The 20,189-nt window shown below is 53.5% G+C and carries 21 protein-coding genes and 2 riboswitches; of the genes, 5 read left to right on the top strand and 16 right to left on the bottom strand.

From position 1 onward, the window contains the following. Nucleotides 1-402: 402 nt before the first annotated feature. From msrQ to CYQ09_RS18140, 10 genes are all read right to left on the bottom strand, one after another. Nucleotides 403-1,032, bottom strand: a complete 630-nt coding sequence (msrQ, locus tag CYQ09_RS18185; protein ID WP_106746810.1) for a protein-methionine-sulfoxide reductase heme-binding subunit MsrQ — start codon at nucleotides 1,030-1,032, stop codon at nucleotides 403-405. After that, nucleotides 1,032-1,931 (bottom strand): protein-methionine-sulfoxide reductase catalytic subunit MsrP, encoded by a 900-nt coding sequence (msrP, locus tag CYQ09_RS18180; protein WP_106746809.1) that lies wholly within the window; start codon nucleotides 1,929-1,931, stop codon nucleotides 1,032-1,034. Before msrP ends, msrQ begins: the two co-directional genes overlap by 1 nt. Before the next feature lie 106 nt (nucleotides 1,932-2,037). Then, nucleotides 2,038-2,781, bottom strand: a complete 744-nt coding sequence (locus tag CYQ09_RS18175) for an ABC transporter permease (protein ID WP_106746808.1) — start codon at nucleotides 2,779-2,781, stop codon at nucleotides 2,038-2,040. After that, nucleotides 2,778-3,503 (bottom strand): ABC transporter ATP-binding protein, encoded by a 726-nt coding sequence (locus CYQ09_RS18170; protein ID WP_106746807.1) that lies wholly within the window; start codon nucleotides 3,501-3,503, stop codon nucleotides 2,778-2,780. Before CYQ09_RS18170 ends, CYQ09_RS18175 begins: the two co-directional genes overlap by 4 nt. Then, the gene (gene tenA, locus CYQ09_RS18165; protein ID WP_106746806.1) at nucleotides 3,500-4,186 is read right to left on the bottom strand and encodes a thiaminase II; all 687 of its coding nucleotides are present in this window, start codon (nucleotides 4,184-4,186) and stop codon (nucleotides 3,500-3,502) included. The genes CYQ09_RS18170 and tenA overlap by 4 nt, the downstream gene beginning before the upstream one ends. Then, the gene (locus tag CYQ09_RS18160) at nucleotides 4,183-5,121 is read right to left on the bottom strand and encodes an ABC transporter substrate-binding protein (protein WP_106746805.1); all 939 of its coding nucleotides are present in this window, start codon (nucleotides 5,119-5,121) and stop codon (nucleotides 4,183-4,185) included. Before CYQ09_RS18160 ends, tenA begins: the two co-directional genes overlap by 4 nt. Before the next feature lie 14 nt (nucleotides 5,122-5,135). Then, nucleotides 5,136-5,936: a bifunctional hydroxymethylpyrimidine kinase/phosphomethylpyrimidine kinase gene (gene thiD / locus CYQ09_RS18155; protein WP_106746804.1), complete on the bottom strand. Its 801-nt coding sequence runs from the start codon at nucleotides 5,934-5,936 to the stop codon at nucleotides 5,136-5,138. After that, a complete protein-coding gene (gene thiE, locus CYQ09_RS18150; RefSeq protein ID WP_106746803.1) occupies nucleotides 5,933-6,568 on the bottom strand; it encodes a thiamine phosphate synthase in 636 nt (211 codons plus the stop codon). Before thiE ends, thiD begins: the two co-directional genes overlap by 4 nt. After that, complete coding sequence (gene thiM / locus CYQ09_RS18145; RefSeq protein ID WP_106746820.1) at nucleotides 6,559-7,344, bottom strand: hydroxyethylthiazole kinase; 786 nt, start codon at nucleotides 7,342-7,344, stop codon at nucleotides 6,559-6,561. Before thiM ends, thiE begins: the two co-directional genes overlap by 10 nt. 43 nt (nucleotides 7,345-7,387) lie before the next feature. Beyond that, nucleotides 7,388-7,477, bottom strand: a riboswitch (TPP riboswitch). A gap of 105 nt (nucleotides 7,478-7,582) precedes the next feature. Beyond that, entirely contained in the window at nucleotides 7,583-8,014 is a 432-nt protein-coding gene (locus CYQ09_RS18140; protein ID WP_106746802.1) for a hypothetical protein, read from the bottom strand. A 229-nt stretch (nucleotides 8,015-8,243) separates the two neighbouring features. On the opposite strand from CYQ09_RS18140, the gene CYQ09_RS18135 reads away from it, so the two are divergent. Beyond that, a complete protein-coding gene (locus CYQ09_RS18135) occupies nucleotides 8,244-8,720 on the top strand; it encodes a fasciclin domain-containing protein (RefSeq protein ID WP_106746801.1) in 477 nt (158 codons plus the stop codon). A 36-nt stretch (nucleotides 8,721-8,756) separates the two neighbouring features. On the opposite strand, the gene CYQ09_RS18130 is transcribed toward CYQ09_RS18135, so the two are convergent. Together CYQ09_RS18130 and clpB are read right to left on the bottom strand one after the other, a co-directional pair. Further along, the gene (locus tag CYQ09_RS18130; protein WP_106746800.1) at nucleotides 8,757-9,131 is read right to left on the bottom strand and encodes an STAS/SEC14 domain-containing protein; all 375 of its coding nucleotides are present in this window, start codon (nucleotides 9,129-9,131) and stop codon (nucleotides 8,757-8,759) included. A 142-nt stretch (nucleotides 9,132-9,273) separates the two neighbouring features. Then, a complete protein-coding gene (gene clpB / locus CYQ09_RS18125; RefSeq protein ID WP_106746799.1) occupies nucleotides 9,274-11,886 on the bottom strand; it encodes an ATP-dependent chaperone ClpB in 2,613 nt (870 codons plus the stop codon). Nucleotides 11,887-12,734: 848 nt separating this feature from the next. Between clpB and pyrF the strand changes: the two genes are divergently transcribed. Together pyrF and CYQ09_RS18115 are read left to right on the top strand one after the other, a co-directional pair. After that, nucleotides 12,735-13,451: an orotidine-5'-phosphate decarboxylase gene (gene pyrF / locus CYQ09_RS18120; RefSeq protein WP_106746798.1), complete on the top strand. Its 717-nt coding sequence runs from the start codon at nucleotides 12,735-12,737 to the stop codon at nucleotides 13,449-13,451. 73 nt (nucleotides 13,452-13,524) lie between these two features. After that, nucleotides 13,525-13,704: an orotidine 5'-phosphate decarboxylase gene (locus tag CYQ09_RS18115; protein WP_106746797.1), complete on the top strand. Its 180-nt coding sequence runs from the start codon at nucleotides 13,525-13,527 to the stop codon at nucleotides 13,702-13,704. A 108-nt stretch (nucleotides 13,705-13,812) separates the two neighbouring features. Here the strand turns inward: CYQ09_RS18115 and CYQ09_RS18110 are convergent, their stop codons facing one another. The 4 genes from CYQ09_RS18110 to CYQ09_RS18095 form a co-directional block, all read right to left on the bottom strand. Beyond that, on the bottom strand, nucleotides 13,813-14,085 hold the full coding sequence (locus CYQ09_RS18110) for an NfeD family protein (RefSeq protein WP_106746796.1): 273 nt from the start codon (nucleotides 14,083-14,085) through the stop codon (nucleotides 13,813-13,815). Between the two features lies 1 nt (nucleotide 14,086). Next, nucleotides 14,087-14,977 (bottom strand): SPFH domain-containing protein, encoded by an 891-nt coding sequence (locus tag CYQ09_RS18105; protein ID WP_106746795.1) that lies wholly within the window; start codon nucleotides 14,975-14,977, stop codon nucleotides 14,087-14,089. A gap of 42 nt (nucleotides 14,978-15,019) precedes the next feature. Next, nucleotides 15,020-16,270 carry a D-amino acid dehydrogenase gene (locus tag CYQ09_RS18100; protein WP_106746819.1) on the bottom strand — a complete coding sequence of 417 codons (1,251 nt, stop codon included), beginning with the start codon at nucleotides 16,268-16,270 and terminating at the stop codon, nucleotides 15,020-15,022. A gap of 30 nt (nucleotides 16,271-16,300) precedes the next feature. Next, nucleotides 16,301-16,391: riboswitch (glycine riboswitch) on the bottom strand. Nucleotides 16,392-16,565: 174 nt separating this feature from the next. Continuing rightward, on the bottom strand, nucleotides 16,566-17,003 hold the full coding sequence (locus tag CYQ09_RS18095; RefSeq protein WP_106746794.1) for an NUDIX hydrolase: 438 nt from the start codon (nucleotides 17,001-17,003) through the stop codon (nucleotides 16,566-16,568). Nucleotides 17,004-17,028: 25 nt separating this feature from the next. On the opposite strand from CYQ09_RS18095, the gene CYQ09_RS18090 reads away from it, so the two are divergent. Then, nucleotides 17,029-18,282, top strand: coding sequence for a DNA polymerase IV (locus CYQ09_RS18090; RefSeq protein WP_106746793.1), 1,254 nt, complete (start codon nucleotides 17,029-17,031; stop codon nucleotides 18,280-18,282). A gap of 224 nt (nucleotides 18,283-18,506) precedes the next feature. Continuing rightward, nucleotides 18,507-20,024 carry an ABC-F family ATP-binding cassette domain-containing protein gene (locus tag CYQ09_RS18085; RefSeq protein ID WP_106746792.1) on the top strand — a complete coding sequence of 506 codons (1,518 nt, stop codon included), beginning with the start codon at nucleotides 18,507-18,509 and terminating at the stop codon, nucleotides 20,022-20,024. Nucleotides 20,025-20,189 lie beyond the last annotated feature (165 nt).

Genomic DNA, 20,189 nt, shown 5'->3' with positions numbered 1-20,189 from the left:
CCGCCGGTGAAGGGGGTTCTAAGGTTACTAAGAGATGCCCGCAACCCCTTTTTCAATAATTCTCAAAGTTTTTGTGAAAAAGTAGAAATGCATGTGTTTTTAAGCGGTTACCAACCGTTCATTGCGTAAACCCCGACGTCAAACGTAACTTAATTACGCCCACCGCCCCAGATCACGGGCCAACGATCAGTAAAGCCGCGAGTCGTACCCTGCTTTCATCAGATATGATGTCAGAATCTGCGCAATTCGTCGCCAGATATGAATCGTTCTTCGTGATTAGAGGTCAAATCCGCCGCCATTACGCTTAATCTAGCGAGTCGGTCCGCCATGGGTACGAATCTGAAATGGCCGCAGCGCACAAATGCAGCTACGGCCACTCCATGTAGTGCCATTTAATGACGCCTACTTGCTAAGAGCTAAGCCACTGGGTTTTTCTACCCGCCTTTGGCGCAACTTAATCCGCAGAGCCAACAGACCCCCTACAATAAACGCGTAGACGATCGGTTCGATCTGAAACCCCTTCACCAACCAGACGTAGTGAAGCACCGCCAACACAGCGACTGGGTAGGTTAGTTTGTGCAGCTTACGCCAATTAGCGCCAAGTTTACGAATTGACCGGTTATTCGACGTTAATGCCAGCGGGACCATCAAGACGAAGGCAATCATGCCCACAGTTACATAGGGCCGTTTTACGACTTCGGTCCACATCCTGCCAAAGCTTTGAACATCTAGCACAGCCCACACAAGGAAATGCGCGAGCACGACGAAGAACGCGGTTACGCCAATGGCCCGCCGAAACTTGAGCAGGTTCACCCCCGTCCATGTTCGCAGCGGCGTCACCATTAATCCAAGCACGATCAGCTTTAGCCCAAGCTCGCCATATTCACGCTCGAGGGCATTGATCGGCTCGGGGCCCATTTGGTTGGTCGCAGCCAGATAGAACATCCAAACGACCCAAGCGGCACCTACTATGTATATAGTCCACGTCGGAACCTTGCGAAGTGACTGGTTAACGGTATCAACTATCTGCATCAAAAGAACTCTGACAGGTCCATGCCTTCGTAAAGGCTGGCGACTTCGGGGTAACCATTGAACATCAGCGTGTCTTGGCGAGATGCGAACAGACCACCGCCAACGCGGCGTTCGGTTGCTTGGGACCAGCGCGGGTGATCAACAGTTGGGTTCACATTACTATAGAAGCCGTATTCACGGCGGTTCGCCTTCTTCCAACTGATAGGTGGCTCTTTGTCAGTCAGGGTGATGCGCACGATGGATTTGATCGACTTGAACCCATACTTCCACGGCACAACCAAACGCATTGGCGCGCCGTTCTGGTTTGCCAGCGGCTCGTCATAAATACCCGTCGCCATAATTGTCAGCGGATGCATCGCCTCGTCCAGACGAAGCCCCTCTACATATGGAAAATCGAGAACCCGATTCCGAACGCCAATCATGTTGTCAGGCTGAACCACCGTTTCAAACGCAACATATTTTGCAGAGGACTGCACGCCAACCTTGTTCAAGATGTCAGCCAATTCGATGCCATTCCAAGGAATAACCATCGACCATGCCTCTACACAGCGGAAACGGTATAGGCGTTCCTCGACGCTAAGCCCCGACAACAGATCGGCCAAAGCATAATCGCCCGGGTTATCGACCAGCCCGTCGACCTTAACCGTCCAGTTCGACGTATCCAGCTGGTGCGCGTTTTGCGCGGGGTCGTTTTTGCCCACACCAAATTCGTAGTAGTTGTTGTAGGTTCGGATCTCTTCAAGGGTGTTCGGCTCAAGCGCGTCCTGCGCGCTCGCGCCACCTACGATCCCAATCGCGCCTAGGCCAACAGTGCCTGCCAGAATTTGACGGCGGTTAAGATAGGCGGACTTGGGCGTTATATCCGCGCGGGTAAGATCATTGGTCCAGCGATAGGCCATTTGGGGCTCCGTTCAATACGTTTCCCAACAGTATATAGTGCAGAAGTATTGAAAGATGTCTCACGATGGCGCCAGCCGATTGAAATGTTAGCACCAAGCCCATGTTTCAACCTGTCACCGACGCATCTGTCAAACGGTTTGCCAGCATCGAAACCACCTTGTGAAACAGTAGTGTCAGCAAGGCGAGAACGATCAAAGTCGCGAACATCAGATCGATTTTAGCCCTGCCATTTGCAAGCAACATTAAATAGCCAAGCCCTCGCGATGCCCCGACCCATTCACCGATGACCGCCCCAATTGGCGCATAAACCGCCGCAAGCTTTAGCCCAGACGCCAACGATGGCAACGCAGACGGAATTTTGATCCGTAACATTACCTGCGTCTTGCTTGCTCCCATCGTTTTAGCAAGGTCCAACAATCCGGGTGTCACCCGCGATAGCCCGTCATAAAACGCCGAAGTCACTGGGAAATAGATAATAAGAACCGCCATGACGATCTTTGATCCGATCCCATATCCAAACCAAAGCGTCAAAATTGGCGCTAAGGCGAACACCGGAACGGCTTGGGTGAAGACCAGCAATGGAAGCGTAAGACGCGCCAACCTAGGAAAGGCAGCCAATTGGATTGCTGTAATCGCCCCAAGGCTTGCACCAATGATCAAGCCCAAGATCACTTCGGTTCCGGTGACCACCGCATGCTCTGCAATCAGCGCTCGGCTTTCAAATGCGGCTTTTGCCACCCGCCATGGCGCGGGCAAGATGAAATGCGGTGCATCCGTCCCCCAAACCAACGCCTGCCATAAACATAGCCCCAATAGCGTTGCGCAAAATGGATACGTTAAACGGTTCATAACCCCGCCCTTAGGTGTGCAAGCAAGGACGCCTGACTGCGTAACATTTCCGGATCATCGGGTTGGCGAATTGGCATCGTATCAGGCAGATCCCAAGCATTCGCACCATCCTCTGACAACAGTGTAATCTGGTGACCAAGACGACAAGCTTCGGCCGGATCATGCGTCACAAGCAACACGGTCTTGCCAACCAATAGCTCTGCGGCCAAATCCTGCATATCGGCGCGCGTTCCGGCATCTAATGCAGAGAACGGTTCGTCCAACAACACAATGGGTCGGTTTTCCATCAAAGTCCGGGCCAGCGCCGCGCGTTGACGCATCCCCCCTGACAAAGCGCCCGGTTTTTTCTTGATGTGGTCCGATAATCCCACCCGGTCGATCAACGCATTTGCCTGGTCAAAATCCGGCTCTGCGCCACGCAGACGCGCACCAACCACAACATTTTCGCGCAAATTCAGCCAAGGCAGAAGTAGATCCGATTGCGCCATATAGCTCGCGCGCTTGGCAATAGGGTATCCGTCATCGGAAACGATCTTTCCGATAAAATCGCCAGCTGTTTCCAGCCCAAGGATTAGCCGCAGGATCGTAGACTTACCGACACCTGACCGCCCCAACAGGCAAGTCCATTCTCCTGCGGAGATCGACATATCAATTGGGCCAAACAGACGGTGACCGTCTACATCGTAGCGACCCTTCAATGTGATCGTCGGTGCATGGATCATGCCCCCAACAATCCCATATCCCAGAACCCAACCTCCAGTTCGGTCGCCGTGGTAAAGCGGCTTTGCAACTGTGCCCAACGGGGCGTGGCTTTGAAATTGGCCCCAAGTCGTCGGATCACCGCAGCGTCCAGCATATCACCAAAAGATGCCATCACCTGTTGATAATCTACATCCGCATATGTCGCGATCCAATCAGCATAGGGGGTATCGTTGCGCGCAGTACCTGCCAGCCGCAATCCGATTTCACCGTAACCAAAACAGCAAGGCGCAAGCGCGACCATCAGGTCCAAAAAGTCACCCTGTAACCCGGCATCAATGACATAACGCGTGTAAGCAAGGTTCGCGACTTCTTCTTTGGCGGCGAACAGGTCTGTTTCGTCAATACCAGCCTCAGCGCAAGTTTTCACATGCAATGCCATTTCATGATTCACCAATGCATCGACTGTACGCGCGCAGGTTTTCATCTCTGCCATTGTTTCGGCCTTCACGACGCCCAATGACCATGCCCGCGCGAAGTGAACAAGGAACACGTAATCCTGCACCAAATAGTGCAGGAAAGATGCTTGCGGTAATGTCCCGTCGCCCAAACCGCGCACAAAGGCATGATCTGTGTAGGCGCTCCATTCATCGGGACACCCTGCCCTTAACGCCGCGAAACTGCGACCATAGTCAGCGCCACTCATTCCGCAGTCACATCGATAGCAATTGTCGCGACATCGTTCATCGCGGGCACAAGCCCGGCATCATGCAAAAATGCTTCGAAATTTACATAACGTCCGACATCCATTGCGGTGGGTCGCAGTGCAAATCGCGGCAGCGTATCCACCCAGGCGCGCGCATTCAGCTCATCTTGTAATTCGGGCGATGTCGCAGCGAAGATATCCCAGCTTTCTTGCGGGTGGTTCACTATGAATTGCGTCGCCTTTTCAGTCGCCGCAAGAAAACGCCGGATCATATCGCGATCCATCGTTTCCGGATTCGCGACATAGATAAGTTCATCGTATGACGGCAGACCTTCTTCTTCGACATAGAAACAACGGCCGGGAACACCTTCGATATCCATCTGGTTGAGTTCAAAGTTGCGATATGCGCCGATCACCGCATCCACCTGCCCCGACATAAGCGATGGTGACAATGACCAGTTCACATTGATCAATTCAACATCATCTAAGCTTAGGCCGTGGTTTCGCAGGATGGACCCCAGCACTGCTTCTTCGACACCCCCCACAGAAAACCCAATTTTACTTCCTGCCAGATCAGCTGGAGTGGTGATGTCGCTATCCTCTAGAACAAGAAGACAATTCAACGGCGTTGCCACCAGCGTGCCAACCCGCTGCAACGGCAAACCTTGGTGGATTTGCAGGTGCAGTTGTGGCTGATAGGAAATCGCAAGATCGGCCTGACCTGCGGCAACCATCTTGGGTGGGTCAGAAGGATCAGCTGGCGCGATAATTTCGACCGAAAGGTCAACATCTGCAAAGTATCCCAGCTCTTGGGCGACAATGATCGGCCCATGATCGGGGTTGATAAACCAATCCAGCATCAGCGTCATGTCGTCCTGCGCCATCAAAGGCGACGCGCACAGCGAAAAGGCAGCAGTTAAAGATGTCAATTTCATATGATTTTCTTTCGTTACGAGTAGAATGAGGAAAAGTGATGTGTCGGGCCATGCCCCGCGCCGACGGACAACTGGTCAGCATCTGCAATCGCACGTGCAACATAGGATTTGGCCGCGACAACTGCGTCTGTTAGGGCCTGACCTTTCGCTATTTGCGCGGCCAGAGCCGATGACAAAGTACAACCCGTTCCATGCGTATTCTTTGTTGAAATACGCGCACCATCGAACCAACGCAGACCAGCATTAGTCACAAGACAATCGGGGCTTTCCTCCGCTGCAAGGTGTCCACCCTTTAGCAAGATCGCATCTGGCCCAAGTCCCATTAACGCACTGGCCTGCTCGACCATTTCATCCCGGTTTGTCGCGACCGACACCCCTAGCAAATGCGCGGCTTCGGGCAGGTTGGGTGTTAAAACCGTCGCCAAAGGCAGAAGCGTTTCACGCACAATCGCAATCGCATCGTCATCCAACAAAGAAGCTCCGCCTTTGGCGACCATCACAGGGTCTAAAACAACTGGTAAATCAGGATAGGACCGCAGCGCATCGGCGACAGACCTCGCAATTTCAGCGTTCGCGACCATCCCAATCTTAACGGCATCGACCCGGATATCCGCAAAAACTGCTGCGATTTGATCGTAAACGAATAAAGGCGGCACAAGATGCACACCGCTAACACCTTGGGTGTTTTGCGCAGTCAAACCAGTAATCGCAGCCATTGCGAACGCGCCATTGGCAGATATTGCTTTGATGTCCGATTGGATACCAGCCCCGCCCGACGGGTCGGACCCCGCGATGGAAAGAACATTGGCGATCATTCTGACCTCCTGTTTTGTATGAATTTGCGTGCGGCCGCGCTTGGGTCTGGTTGCCCGCAAATGGCCGACACAACGGCAAGACCGTCTGCACCGCTGGACATGACATCACCGACATGTGTTGCGTTTAGCCCCCCGATTGCGACGGCCGGCAGATCACTAAGCGAAACAAGCGTTTTTAGCCCCGCCATCCCGATAGGCTGTTTGTGGTCAGATTTTGTGTCTGTCGCAAAAACGGGCCCAACCCCCAGATAATCAATAGGTGCAGAATTGGCATTGGATACCGTTTCGGCAGTTTCACAGGACAGCCCCAAAATCCGGTCAGGTCCAAGGATGGAACGTGCTTTTTGTACTGAACCGTCACCTTGGCCAATATGTGCGCCATCCGCGCCAGATGCGACTGCCGCCTCAAGATCATCATTGATCAAAAGTGGGACACCCGTACCATTCAAAACACTGATCATCCCCCGCGCGAGGTCCACACGCTGGGCCGTTGTCGCGTGTTTATCGCGCAGTTGAACCATCGTAACACCACCGGCCACCGCCCGACGCACCGTTTCAATCACGCCAATGTCTGCGCAAAGCGTCGGATCAGTGACTAAATAAACGCGCAACTTTGTAGCGATCAAAGCCATTGAACACGGCCGGGCTTGTCCAGATCACTTGGCTGCACCTTTGGTAAAGCGTCCAAAAACGCGACCTGAAAGCTGCCCGGACCGTCTGCCCTTTGGGCTGCCGTCAAACCAGCTTCGGCGAAATGTGCGAGCGCGGCAACCGCCGCCTCTAGTGGTGGGGCAACAGCGGCAAAAGCCCCCATCAAAGCCGTCAAAGAACACCCCATCGCGGTGATCATCGGCATAATTTCCGACCCGCCTGTCACACGAGCCCTACGATCACCGTCAGTCACAAAATCGACTTCGCCAGTAACCGCCACTACACACCCCTGGCTTTGTGCCAGTGAAATTGCTGCGCTTTCAGCGTCGGCCACGCTATCGCCGCTATCTGCCCCCTTACCAGCTGCCGCTGCACCGCTAAGCGCCAATATTTCAGACGCGTTTCCGCGTATGATCGTTGGCCCACGCGTGATAAGGTCGCGCACAACCTCTCCACGATAAGGGGTCGCAAAATGGGCAACTGGGTCAAGTACCCAAGGCACCCCTGCCGACACGGCCGTATCCGCAGCCAACTGCATTGCTGCAACCCAATCAGGTGAAAGCGTTCCTATGTTGATTGTCAGCGCACCACTGATGGGAACAAAATTCGCAACCTCAGCTTCGGCATGGACCATCGCAGGCGATGCACCCGCCGCAAGCACGACATTTGCCGCGATATTCATTGCAACATAATTGGTGATGCACTGCACCAACGGCGCTTGGTTACGAAGGTCGGCAAGAGCTTGTTCTATTTTCACGGTCAATTCTCCGACCAGCGAAAAAAGGAAGACCGCCGTGACCACACAGCGACTTCTACCCTCCCTCCGCCAGCATTATCTGGTTCAGGTTCAAAGGGTACTTCTCAGCCGTTAGGCGCCCCCGGTGCCATCGTGATAGGAGGCAGCGTCAGGGTCGTCAACCAGTGTCATTCATGCTTTGCGATTTAGTGCCGCAAAAATTGCGTCACAGTCCATACCGGACCGTTCGCGTAAAGGCCTAGCAAATGTCGTAAAGCACGACTGAACTGTATTTTACGCAGAACCGTCCATCTGCCCACCACACATCGGTCGGGCCGATGACATATTCATCCACAAGCCAGCGCTCGTCGCTTTCATATAGGTAACCGATGAATGTCGGCCCATCGATCAAACTTATAGGTCTACCTTGCTCAAGAACCAAAGGCGTTAGCGCAAGATCAACAGCGATCCCGTTGGGGCGTTGTGCATCAAGAATGGCAAAGGCACGCCCTGCATCCACCAACAGCTCTCGAACGACAAATCGGACAGGTGCCCCCAAATCGGATTCTGCAGCAACACGCGCTGCATCTAAAACATCTGTCCGTATCTGGGTGCCCGGCAGCGGTGTGATTGGCTCAGCGCTTGCGCTGCCGACAAGCGGGATCAAAATTGCTAAAATGATGTTTCTCAAGGTTGTCTCTCAATAAATAAATGCAGTTTTATTTTGGGATAATACCTTAGATCACGTAACAAAGATCACCAATATTTGTGTGGAAACAGAAAAACCGCGCAGCTTAGTTCAAATGCAGCCTCGGTCAATGGCGTAGTCCTATTTTTAATGGTGATCCAATCACCCCAGTGCGTCCGTATGGTTTCCGATGCGACCGACAATGCATCTTTTATTAACGGGAGAAACCACAATGCTACGTAGAACTTTCACAGCACTCAGCACAGCAGCACTATTCGCAACGGCAGCCTGCGCAGGCGGTCATTCCAAAGACATCGTCGACACAGCAATCGACGCAGGTTCTTTCACAACATTGATCGCAGCGACCCAAGCTGCTGGACTTGTTGAAACCCTAAAAGGCGACGGCCCATTCACAGTCTTCGCACCAACAGACGATGCTTTCGCTGCCCTACCAGAAGGAACAGTCGAAGCATTGCTTGCAGATCCAGATGCGCTTGCTGAAATTCTGACTTACCACGTGATCGCTGGCAAAGTGATGTCGACGGACCTAAGCGATAACATGATGGCAACTACCGTGAACGGTGCAGACGTGACAATCACCACCATGAATGGCGTAAAAGTAAACGATGCAAACGTTGTGGCAGCCGACATCGAAGCATCAAACGGCGTCATTCACGTCATCGACAAAGTAATCCTACCACCAAGCTAAGTACTTTATTGGGCCTCGGTCACATGATCGGGGCCCTTAGGCACTTGCTTGGGATAGCCATCCTTCTGCGTCATCAATCTGTGCTAGTTCAAAGCTCTTTATCTTGAGCCCAGGAATAAGTGCGCCTTCGACTTCAGCTGCAGTTCGCAACCACCCAGCATCGCTTAGCACGGCGCATTTATCGAACTTACCTAGCAATCCAAACAGTTTTGGTAATTGCGCGAATTCCACACCTATCGCACCAAGCGTCGGCATCGAAAAATCAGTAATCGTATAAAGCATCTTACCGTCTGACATACCTTCGGACTTTGCAATGACGTCATCCAGCGCCATGCGCATGGTTTCAGCATCGATCGCACCGTGCAGTTCGATATTAAGGCGATTGGCCTTTGGGCTTGTGATCTTAAGCATGATATAATCTCCTTGTATGCGGCCATACTGACACATAGCTCGCAGACTTTCGTTGATTTCGATCAACGCGCTCGCCTAGGCCCTATGGCAAAACCGACTGCACACATTTCACAAAAAGGGCGCCCCAAGGCGCCCAAATTCATTAGTGTACGACCGTATGTTCGGGCGGTTGTCGTTTGCTTGATGACACCCGGTCACCAACTAACAACCCATCCACACCCGCACTAACGCTGATGGCGCCGCCGTCCATGACATCGCCAGCTAATATCATTTCAGCCAACTGGTCTTGTAACGCGCGTTGGATCACCCGCTTCAGCGGACGCGCACCGAACACCGGATCATAACCTTCGTCGGCCAACCACTTTAGCGCAGCGTCATCCAGATCAAGCGTGATGTTCCGCCCGGCCAAACGTTTGGCAAGCAGACCCAACTGGATCGTAACGATCCCGGACATGTCTTCGCGTGCAAGCCGATCAAAGATGATCGTCTCATCCAGACGGTTCAAGAACTCTGGACGGAAATGCGCACGAACCGCATCCATCACATCGCGCTTGGCGTCGCTTGCATCTGCGCCCTCTGGCAACTGGCTTAGCGCCTGCGCCCCAAGGTTCGACGTCAGGATGATCAGCGTTTGCTTGAAATCAACCGTGCGACCCTGACCATCTGTCAGCACACCATCATCCAGCACCTGTAAAAGCACGTTGAACACATCAGGGTGCGCCTTTTCGACCTCATCAAACAGGATGACCTGATAAGGGCGACGGCGCACGGCCTCGGTCAACACGCCACCTTCGTCATAGCCAACATAGCCCGGAGGCGCACCGATCAGACGTGACACGGCATGTTTCTCCATGAACTCGGACATGTCGATACGAACCATCGCATGTTCATCGTCGAACAGATACTCGGCCACCGCTTTGGTCAGCTCTGTTTTACCAACACCAGTTGGCCCAAGGAACAAGAACGATCCAAGCGGACGATTTTCATCGTTTAGACCGGCGCGCGCACGGCGCACAGCATTCGCCAGAGCAGTCACAGCAGACCGCTGACCAATAACGCGTTTGCCCAGCTCATCTTCCATCCGCAGCAGCTTGTCACGTTCTCCTTCCAGCATCTTGCTGGTCGGGATACCTGTCCAACGCTCAACGACTTCGGCGATCTGTTCAGGACGAACAGCCTCTTCGACCATCAGGTCTTCGTTTTCTTCGGCCTCGGACAGCTTGCGTTCCAAATCAGGGATCACGCCGTAAGACAGCTCACCAGCTTTGGCGAGGTTACCTTCGCGTTTCGCGATATCCAGTTCGGCCCGCGCTCGATCAAGATGTTCTTTGACCTCGCGTGTGCCTTCCAGCTTATCGCGCTCGGCCTGCCATTTCACTGTCATTTCAGACGCGCGATCTTGGAGGTCAGCGAGTTCCTTTTCTAGCTTCTCAAGCCGATCAACGGATGCTTTGTCGTCTTCTTTCTTCAGCGCCTCAGCTTCGATCTGAAGTTGAAGAATCTGACGATCCAACGCATCCAGTTCTTCTGGCTTACTGTCGACTTGCATGCGCAAACGCGATGCTGCTTCGTCCATCAGGTCGATGGCTTTGTCCGGCAGAAAACGGTCCGTGATATAGCGATGCGACAAGGTCGCAGCAGCCACGAGTGCGGCATCGGCAATACGTACACCGTGGTGCAATTCGTATTTTTCTTTAATCCCGCGCAAAATGCTGATGGTATCCGTGACGGTTGGTTCTTCGACCATCAAAGGCTGAAAACGACGGGCTAGGGCTGCGTCTTTTTCCACATACTTGCGGTATTCATCCAAAGTGGTCGCACCGATACAGTGCAATTCACCACGGGCAAGCGCAGGTTTGATCAGGTTGGCCGCATCCATGGCGCCATCGGATTTACCTGCACCAACAAGTGTGTGCATCTCGTCGATGAACAAGATGATTTCACCGGCTGCGGTTTCGATTTCTTTCAAAACAGCTTTTAGGCGTTCTTCGAACTCACCACGATATTTCGCACCAGCAATCAGTGCGCCCATGTCCAACGCCATCAGCTTTTTGTTGCGTAGGCTTTCTGGAACGTCACCGTCGATGATCCGCAGGGCAAGGCCCTCGGCAATCGCGGTTTTACCTACGCCGGGTTCACCGATCAGAACCGGGTTGTTTTTGGTACGACGTGACAACACCTGCATAGCACGACGAATTTCTTCATCGCGACCAATGATAGGGTCAATTTTACCTTGCTCGGCGGCCTCGGTCAGGTCGCGGGCGTATTTAGCGAGCGCTTCAAAGCTGTCTTCGGCGCTGGCGCTGTCAGCCGTACGGCCTTTGCGAATATCATTAATCGCAGCGTTCAGGTTCATTGCTGTCACACCACCAGCATCCAACGCGTCTTTTGCTTTGGATTTGATCACTGCAAGCGCGGTCAACAGGCGTTCAACAGGCACAAAGCTATCGCCAGCTTTCTTGGCGATTTTTTCGGCCTCATCGACGACTTTGGCAGTGCTGTTGTCAAGATACACCTGCCCCGCATCCCCAGTCACTTGCGGAATTTTTGCGACATTGGCGTTCACGACGCTGCGCACGGTGGCAACATCACCACCCGAACGGGTAATCAGGTTGGCAGCAAGGCCTTCCTCATCGTCCATCAATGCTTTTAATAGATGTTCTGGCGCAAGACGCTGATGGTTCTCACGCATTGCGATCGTTTGTGCGGCCTGAATAAAACCGCGCGACCGCTCTGTGAACTTATCTAAGTTCATGAGTTCTCTCCTTTGTTAAGCGCCCAGTCTTTCGAATGCCCACCATTGCGGCACACCCCTTATTGGGCCTCTTTCCATAGATGGTAAGTCCGACCGCATTCCGCAAGGCCACCGCGGGCTATGTTACACCCGCAAGATGTCTATCCACGATTTTTCCCCGTTGCCGAACGCAAACGCTAAGCTATCTCAAGTTATGGTTGTGAACGATTATCGAGTGTATTTGTCATGGACGTATTACAAAGTCATATTGTCAAAGTATCCACGCAGCAAACCGGCATTGTCGAAGCGCATGTGCATCTGGTCATCCGCGCCACCCCAGACTGTGAGCCACAGCGGAAAAACCTTGACCGTCACGGTACAAGCAAGTCCACAAAACCTAGAAGAAAGGATTCATCAAGAGGCTGCACTCATAGCTGAAAAACTCATGCGGTTCGAACACCTATATCGACAAGCAGTGTCGCCCAACCGTTCAGACGGGGAAGCCGAAGATTAAGTTCCCCGTTTCTTGATACCACTAGCCACCTAAATACGACCCATGAAAACGATACCAAGTAAACAGAAACAATTCGACAATACGATATATAGCTACCCGCTTTTTCCTCTGACACCCGCAGCCGTGCGCCGCTTACGCGGTCACGAAATCCAAGCGGACAAGTCAGGGTCGGCAGGCCAAAAAGGCGATTAACACCACTCACATAGAATTCCTGCGCTGTCTTCCCCCAGATCCGCAGGATTATAAAGGCGTAGCTCTTTTCCCGAGGCTACGCCTTTTCTTTTGCGCCGTGCCGATTGCACCAAACACTTACAAGATGTAGACCCCGCAAAACCAAGCTGCAAAGGAAACGACTATGTCTGATGATCGCCTAATCGTCGCAATGGATGTCCCGAACGTCATTGCAGGCATGGACCTTGCAGAAAAGCTGGGCGACAGCGTGAGCTTTTACAAAATTGGGCTCGGGATGCTGACGGGCGGCGGGCTCGCGCTTGCGAATGAATTAAAGCAAGAATTCGGTAAGCGTATTTTTCTTGATATGAAATTTTTCGACATCGGCGCGACCGTCGAAGCAGCGGTACGTGGCGTTGCGCAATACGACCTTGATTTTTTGACCGTCCACGGTGACCCGCATGTTGTGCGTGCCGCGCGCGAGGGGGCCGGTGGTTCTGACATGAAAATCCTTGCCGTCACGATTCTCACATCGCTCGACCGCGATGACTTGGACGCGTCTTGCATTAAAACGGGCGACATCACTGATCTGGTCCAAGAACGCGCTGGCATTGCCCTATCCAACGGCGCTGACGGCGTTATTGCTTCACCGCAAGAGGCAGCGCTAATCCGGGCACTCCCCGAGGCGGAAGGCAAATTGATCGTTACCCCCGGCGTACGTCCAGCAGGTGCTGCTTTGGGTGATCAGAAACGTGTCATGACGCCAGCAAAGGCCATTGCAAACGGTGCCGATCATGTCGTCGTTGGCCGCCCAATCTGGCAGGCAGAAAACCCCGCACAAGCCGCGAGAGAAATCGTTGCCGAAATAAATTCGCCACAAGCGAAACGCGCCAACAGCTAGAACTTCGTGATTTTTGGGAACCAATCTGTGTTTCGCGCATTTCTTAAATGAAACAAGCGAACGAGGTTGCCCAATGAATATCAAAAACTTGCGCTATTCTGCGAAAGAACAGGCCTTCATGGCATCTGTCGATATTGAGCGCTTTGGCCGCACATTCCGATACCCGTGTGCCGTTCATGGCCCCCAAAGCATGGACCCCGCGGCAGTGGTTGATCGGCTGCGCTACAAAGCGCTGCAAATGTCCGACAGCTAAAATCTAATTCCCTCTGATCAAAGCGACGGCGCCTGTCCTGTCCCCAAGACGCTGAAACCTGCTTGATCATAACTGGCCCGGCACACTGCGCGCCGGGCCATTTTTTTATCAATCGTTGATATCTGTATCCCAGATTTTCACTTGGCCGGTACGCAAGCCAAACACTTTGCGCATCACCAGATATGAAATCAGCGAAAGTATGGCAAAGACAACGAGCGTCAGGGCAAAACCTTTGGCCGATATCCCGATGAGGATAAGTAACCCCATCACTGCGGCACCCATTGCAAACCCAAGAAAGATATAACCGGGTACAAGTACCTCGAGCGTGGCTAGGACGACTGCAGCAGACATCCATACCCACCATTGTGTCCAAAGCGGCATATTAACGTCCTTTCAACATTTTGAAGGCATCGCCGAACGCTTCAACCGCGTTCGCAGGTAGGACGATTGTTTGGTTGCCCTGTTTCGATGCAACGGCTTGGAATGCCTCAACCTGTTTTAGCGCAACTTGGTACTGCGCGGCCTCTAAACCGTTTTCAGCAATCGCAACGGCAACCACTTGGGTCGCATATGCTTCAGCGTCAGCACGTACACGGCGCGCTTCGGCTTCTTGTTTTGCAGCGTAAAGCTCACCCTCGGCCTGAAGCTCGACGGCACGTTTGGTACCCTCAGCCTCAGTTACCTGCGCACGGCGCGCACGTTCAGCGTTCAACTGCTGCAACATCGCCGCACGGGTCGCGGCATCAAGGTTCACGTCAAGAATTTCAGCACGGGTCACTTCGATGCCCCAGTCATCAACCTGCTGGGCAACCTGTTCACGCACAGCATCAATAAGCGTCGCGCGGTTTGCCTGTACTTGGTCCAATTCCATCCGGCCAATTTCCGAGCGCACGATACCAGCAACAGTCGTCGAAATCGCACCATCAACATCACGAATACGGTAAACTGTCTTTTCAGGTTCAATAATACGGTAAAACACCGATGTTTCGACCTGCACCAGCACGTTGTCCGACGTAATTGCGTCTTGGGTCATTGCGGGAAGCTGGCGTTCAAGGATCGAAACTTTATGACGAACGCGGTCCAGAAACGGCACGATAAAGTTGATGCCAGGCCCAAGCACGGACCGCAGACGGCCAAGACGTTCAACAACGAATTTTTGCGACTGCGGGACGATCCGCACGCCTGCCAAAATGCAGACGACGATGAACACTGCTAATAGCAGGAACAACACGTTTTGACCGATAAATTCGGCTATTAAATCTTCACTTTGCATATGATCTATCCCTCTTTGTTATGAAGGATAGATAGTTATGCATTAGGCCGACTTCAATGTATGCTGTTGTATACCGTGCGAATTTTTCGCACGCATACGTTGTTCCACTGCGTCACCCAACAAATCCGCAGTCGCTGCTGACAAAGTCCAACCGAGGTGCCCGTGGCCTGTGTTATAAAAGACACGTGCGTGACGACCGTTTCCAACCCGTGGCATCATGTTTGGCATCATCGGACGCAAGCCAGCCCAAGGCACACAGCTTTCTGTGCTGACCTTTGGAAAGTGGGATTCGCACCAATCGACAAGCGGCTTTACGCGATCCGCACGGATGTCGCGGTTAATGCCGTTGAACTCTGCAGTGCCGGCAATCCGGAACCGATCGCGACCCAAACGAGACGTCACAATCTTGGCCTTATCATCAAGCAGTGAAACAGTTGGCGCACCATTCTGCGACGCTTCATCACGCAGGTTCACAGTGATCGAATAACCTTTGACCGGATAGATGTTCACCCGGTCGCCCAGCATCTTTGCAAACTGACGCGACGCGACACCGGCGGATACCACAACCCCGTCAAACCGGGCTTCGGTCGATGTGCGAACAGTAACGCCATCATCATCCGCTGATACCTGCTGCACGTCTTCGCCCAGCGCGAATTTCACGCCTTGGGTCTGCAACCATTCGGCCAGACCAACTGTGAATTTGTGAATGTCGCCAGTGCTATCGCTTTCGGTCCAGAAACCGCCCAAGATATCGCCGCGTAGGTTTGGCTCTTTGGCGAAGACCTCATCGACGGTCAGCTCGCGGCGATCCAATCCGCCTTGGCCCAACAGGTCATTCACGCGGCGAGCGTGATCCAAATCCTTCTGGGTTTGATAGAAATGCAAAATACCCGCTGGCGTAAAATCAAAGTCGATGCCAGCCACATCCGCCATTTCGGCCAGGCCAGCACGGGCCGTGACCGCCAAACGGGCCGTTTCGATCGTGTTGGCTTTGTAACGGGGGATATTTGTCAAAAACTCGGCCATCCAGCTGGCCTTGTGCCATGTGGGGCGCGGGTTCACGGAAAGCGGCGCATCGCCTTGCAGCATCCACTTGATCCCCTTCAGGACCGTAGACCATTGGTTCCAGACTTCGGCGTTCGATGCGCTTAACTGCCCACCGTTTGCGAAACTAGTCTCCATCGCGGCATAGCGGTGACGGTCAAAAACCGTCACGTCAAATCCGCGTTTCATCAATGAATAAGCAGTGGTTACGCCGGTAATCCCGGCACCCAGAACAGCAATCGAAGGCAAGGCATCTCTCCGCCAATGGCGCTTTCGCGCGTCGCCCCCACCGTCACTGGGCCTGAGAGATTCACCGCATCGCAGCTTGCTCCTTCGGCGGGCATTACTGCCACTCTCCGGTGTATTGCACCCCAACCGGTCCCTACTGCCTGAGAGTTACCGGGGCGGTTGCTCCTTCGGCGACGGACCGAACCGTTCTCTCCCGGTCGGCGTGTTTCCTATAAGAAACTCATAGAGCAAAAACGAAATATAGCAATCAAATTTCCTACATAATGATTATGTTCATCATAGAAGAAACCGAACCTTAATCCGGCAGGCCACCAGTTTCCTTTTCCCAAAGCGCTAGTCGTGCCCCAAAAGATGGCACACGGTTCGGCAATGCAATGAAACTAAGCAGATCAAACAAGTCCCAACGCTGCCCCTCATCACCGAATTTAACCTGTGTGACGGTATCAGCCGGCAATTGCGCAACAAAGAACCCGACCCAAGCATCGGGTTTATAATTCGCAGCAAAATTTGATTGCCACAAAACCGCAGCCGGTGGCAAAGACAGTCCCAGTTCCTCATTCAACTCTCGGGTCACCGTCTCAAACGGAGTCTCATCGCCCTCGCGTCCGCCACCGGGTAAATCCCATAAATTCGGATAGGGTATGTGATCAAAGTCATCGCGCAGGATGCTAATCAGCTTATCCCCTAAAAACAGCGCAACCTTTGCACCATCATGTTGCCCTGTTGTTCTCATCCTTGCGCCCCTTTAGACTGCGACCATGCCTGCCCTTTGCCGCGATTGCCTTTGCACATTTGACAGCGAATCCCGCTGTCCTCAATGCCGCAGCCCACGGGTCACGCGGCACCCAGAGCTGTTCGATCTGACCATCGCGCATATGGATTGTGACGCATTCTATGCCTCAGTCGAAAAACGCGACAATCCGGAACTCGCTGATAAGCCCGTGATCATCGGCGGCGGCAAACGCGGGGTGGTATCGACCGCATGCTACGTCGCCCGGATCAGGGGCGTCAAATCCGCTATGCCGATGTTTCAAGCGATGAAACTGTGCCCCGATGCGGTCGTACTGCCACCACGGTTCGAGGCATATACAAAGGCATCCCGCGCGATCCGTGCGATGATGGATGAACTCACCCCAGTCGTTGAACCGCTATCACTGGACGAGGCGTTTATGGACCTAACCGGCACCGTCCGCCTGCACGGCGCGCCGCCTGCTGTTATGCTGGCCCGGTTAATCAAACGGATGAAGACCGAATTGGGATTAAGCGGATCAATCGGGCTATCACACAACAAATTTCTGGCAAAGGTCGCGTCAGATTTGGAAAAGCCGCGTGGTTTTTCGATTATCGGCAAGGCTGAGACGACCGAATTCCTGCGCCCTAAATCCGTACGCCTGATCTGGGGTATTGGCCCCGCCGCCCAAGTCAGCCTGAACAAGGCAGGCATCCAGACGTTCGATGACCTCCTGCGCTGGGATCGCCGCGACCTGCATGATCGGTTTGGCGGCATGGGTGAACGGCTCTATTCGCTTGCCCGTGGCGAAGATGGTCGACGTATTTCGACACACGCGCCAGTTAAGACGTTGTCGAATGAAACGACATTCTCAGAAGACACCGCTAACGCCGACATCCTAGACGGGCACCTGTGGCGAATGTCGGAAAAGGTCAGCGCACGCGCCAAGGCGACCGATAAGGCAGGCCGGGTTATTACACTGAAACTGAAAACCTCTGACTTCAAACTGATTTCAAAACGGTTAAGCCTGCATCACCCTACCCAGATGGCAGACACCATTTACCGAACCTCGCATGGGTTATTTGAACAGGTCAAAACGCGTGGGCCGTTTCGGTTACTAGGTGTAGGGCTATCAGAAATCACATCAGCCGATGATGCCGACCGCGAAGGTGATTTGCTTGACCCTGACGCAGGCAAACGCGCGCGGGCCGAGCTCGCAACAGATAAAATACGTGAAAAATTCGGCAAAGACGCCATCATCAAAGGGCGGTCTCTTCGGTAGGGTGGGTCTTGACCCACCGCCCCTGCCACCGCTACGCTTCCATATCAGTCACATGCACACAACAGGAGGGCACAAGCTGAACATGCGTATATTCCGCCAACTTCAGCATGGTCCCCGTACCGCCCTGCGAATCCGTTTGCAGGGCTGATCACCGGCATTTGCCCACGGTCTGCCCTTGTCGCTGCGCCATGCGCGGCCAACGCTATATCTGACAAGAGACCGAAATGATCCTTTCCATAAACTCCTTAGGCGTGACGCTTGGCGATCCGCTATTTTCTGACCTGAACCTGACGATTTCCAAAGGCGACCGTATTGGGCTGGTCGCCGCAAACGGCCGCGGAAAATCCACACTGATGGGCTGCATGGCTGGCACGGTTGAACCCACGTCCGGCGAAATCACACGCGCACGCGGTCTGCGAATTGGGCACGTTGAACAGCATATCGCGCCAGAACGCCTTTCGCAGACACTGTATGACTTGGTGCTTTCCGCATTGCCGCCTGAACAGGCCGATTTCGAAGCATGGCGCGTTGATGTCGTGTTGGGCGATCTGCAAGTGCCTTATGAGCTGCAACAAAAACCACTGTCAGAGCTTAGTGGGGGCTGGCAACGCACAGCGTTGTTGGCGGCCGCTTGGGTGACTGAACCAGATTTGCTGTTGCTTGACGAACCAACCAACCATCTGGACCTGCATAGGATCGGATTACTGCAAAACTGGCTGGGTGCATTGCCGCGCGATATGCCGGTATTGATCACCAGCCATGACCGAGCCTTTCTAGATGCGACAACCAACCGAACGCTTTTCCTGCGGGCGGACCGGTCACGCGTGTTTCAGCTACCTTTCACAAAGGCGCGCGTCGCATTGGATGAGGCAGACGAAGCCGACGAACGGCGCTTTGTCAACGATCTGAACAAGGCAACCCAACTGCGCAAGCAGGCCGCAAAGCTAAATAACATTGGGATCAATTCAGGATCTGATCTGTTAATCACAAAGACCAAGCAGCTAACCGAACGCGCAGCCAAGATCGAAGCAGCAGCAAAGCCCGCCCACCAAGACCGCAGCGCCGGGGACATCAAGCTGACCAACAGCGGCACCCACGCCAAGGCACTTATCACCTTGGATGATGTGGCGGTGACCACGCCCGACGACCGCTTACTATACACGACCGGCAAAAAATGGATCACGCAAGGCGACCGCATTGTACTGCTTGGCACCAATGGAACCGGCAAAACCCAACTGGTTAAGATGATCCACCGGGCATTATTAAACGAAAAACCCAGCATCAAATACGCCCCTACTGTCGCGCTTGGGTATTCGGACCAGCACCTTAGCCAGCTGGAGGACGCAGATACCCCGATGACGGCAGTCGCCGGAGAATTCGACGTGGGCGATCAACGTGCACGCGGGTTGCTTGCGGGTGCGGGGGTGAACATTCGGATGCAGGACTCTACGATCGGTGCGCTTTCAGGCGGACAAAAAGCACGGCTCGCGATGCTAATCCTGCGGCTGCAGCGACCAAACTTTTACCTACTCGATGAACCTACAAACCATCTCGATATCGAAGGGCAAGAGGCGTTAGAGGAGGAACTGATTGCCCACGGTGCATCCTGCCTGTTGGTCAGTCACGACCGCAGTTTTCTACGGAATGTAGGAAATCGGTTTTGGCAGATCGAACGCAAACGCTTGATAGAGGTCGATGACCCAGAGGCATTCCTCGAGGTGGAACTCGTCCAAAACGTATGAGCACTTCGCCATCCGCGCGGCATCATCGTAACGAAGCGGCTGCGACTTTGCCAAACAGAGCAACACAATCGTGCCTACAATTGGTTCTGCGGCAACGTTGCGATCTCAAAACAGTCAGGCAGGCATTGTGTTCTTGGCTAGTTTCGATGGGGTGGATCAAGATCC

Source organism: Yoonia maritima, assembly GCF_002933395.1.
In the GTDB taxonomy this organism is placed as follows: Bacteria; Pseudomonadota; Alphaproteobacteria; order Rhodobacterales; family Rhodobacteraceae; genus Yoonia; species Yoonia maritima_A.
Note: the sequence above shows the minus strand (reverse complement) of the source record. Positions and strands in the feature narration are given on the sequence as shown.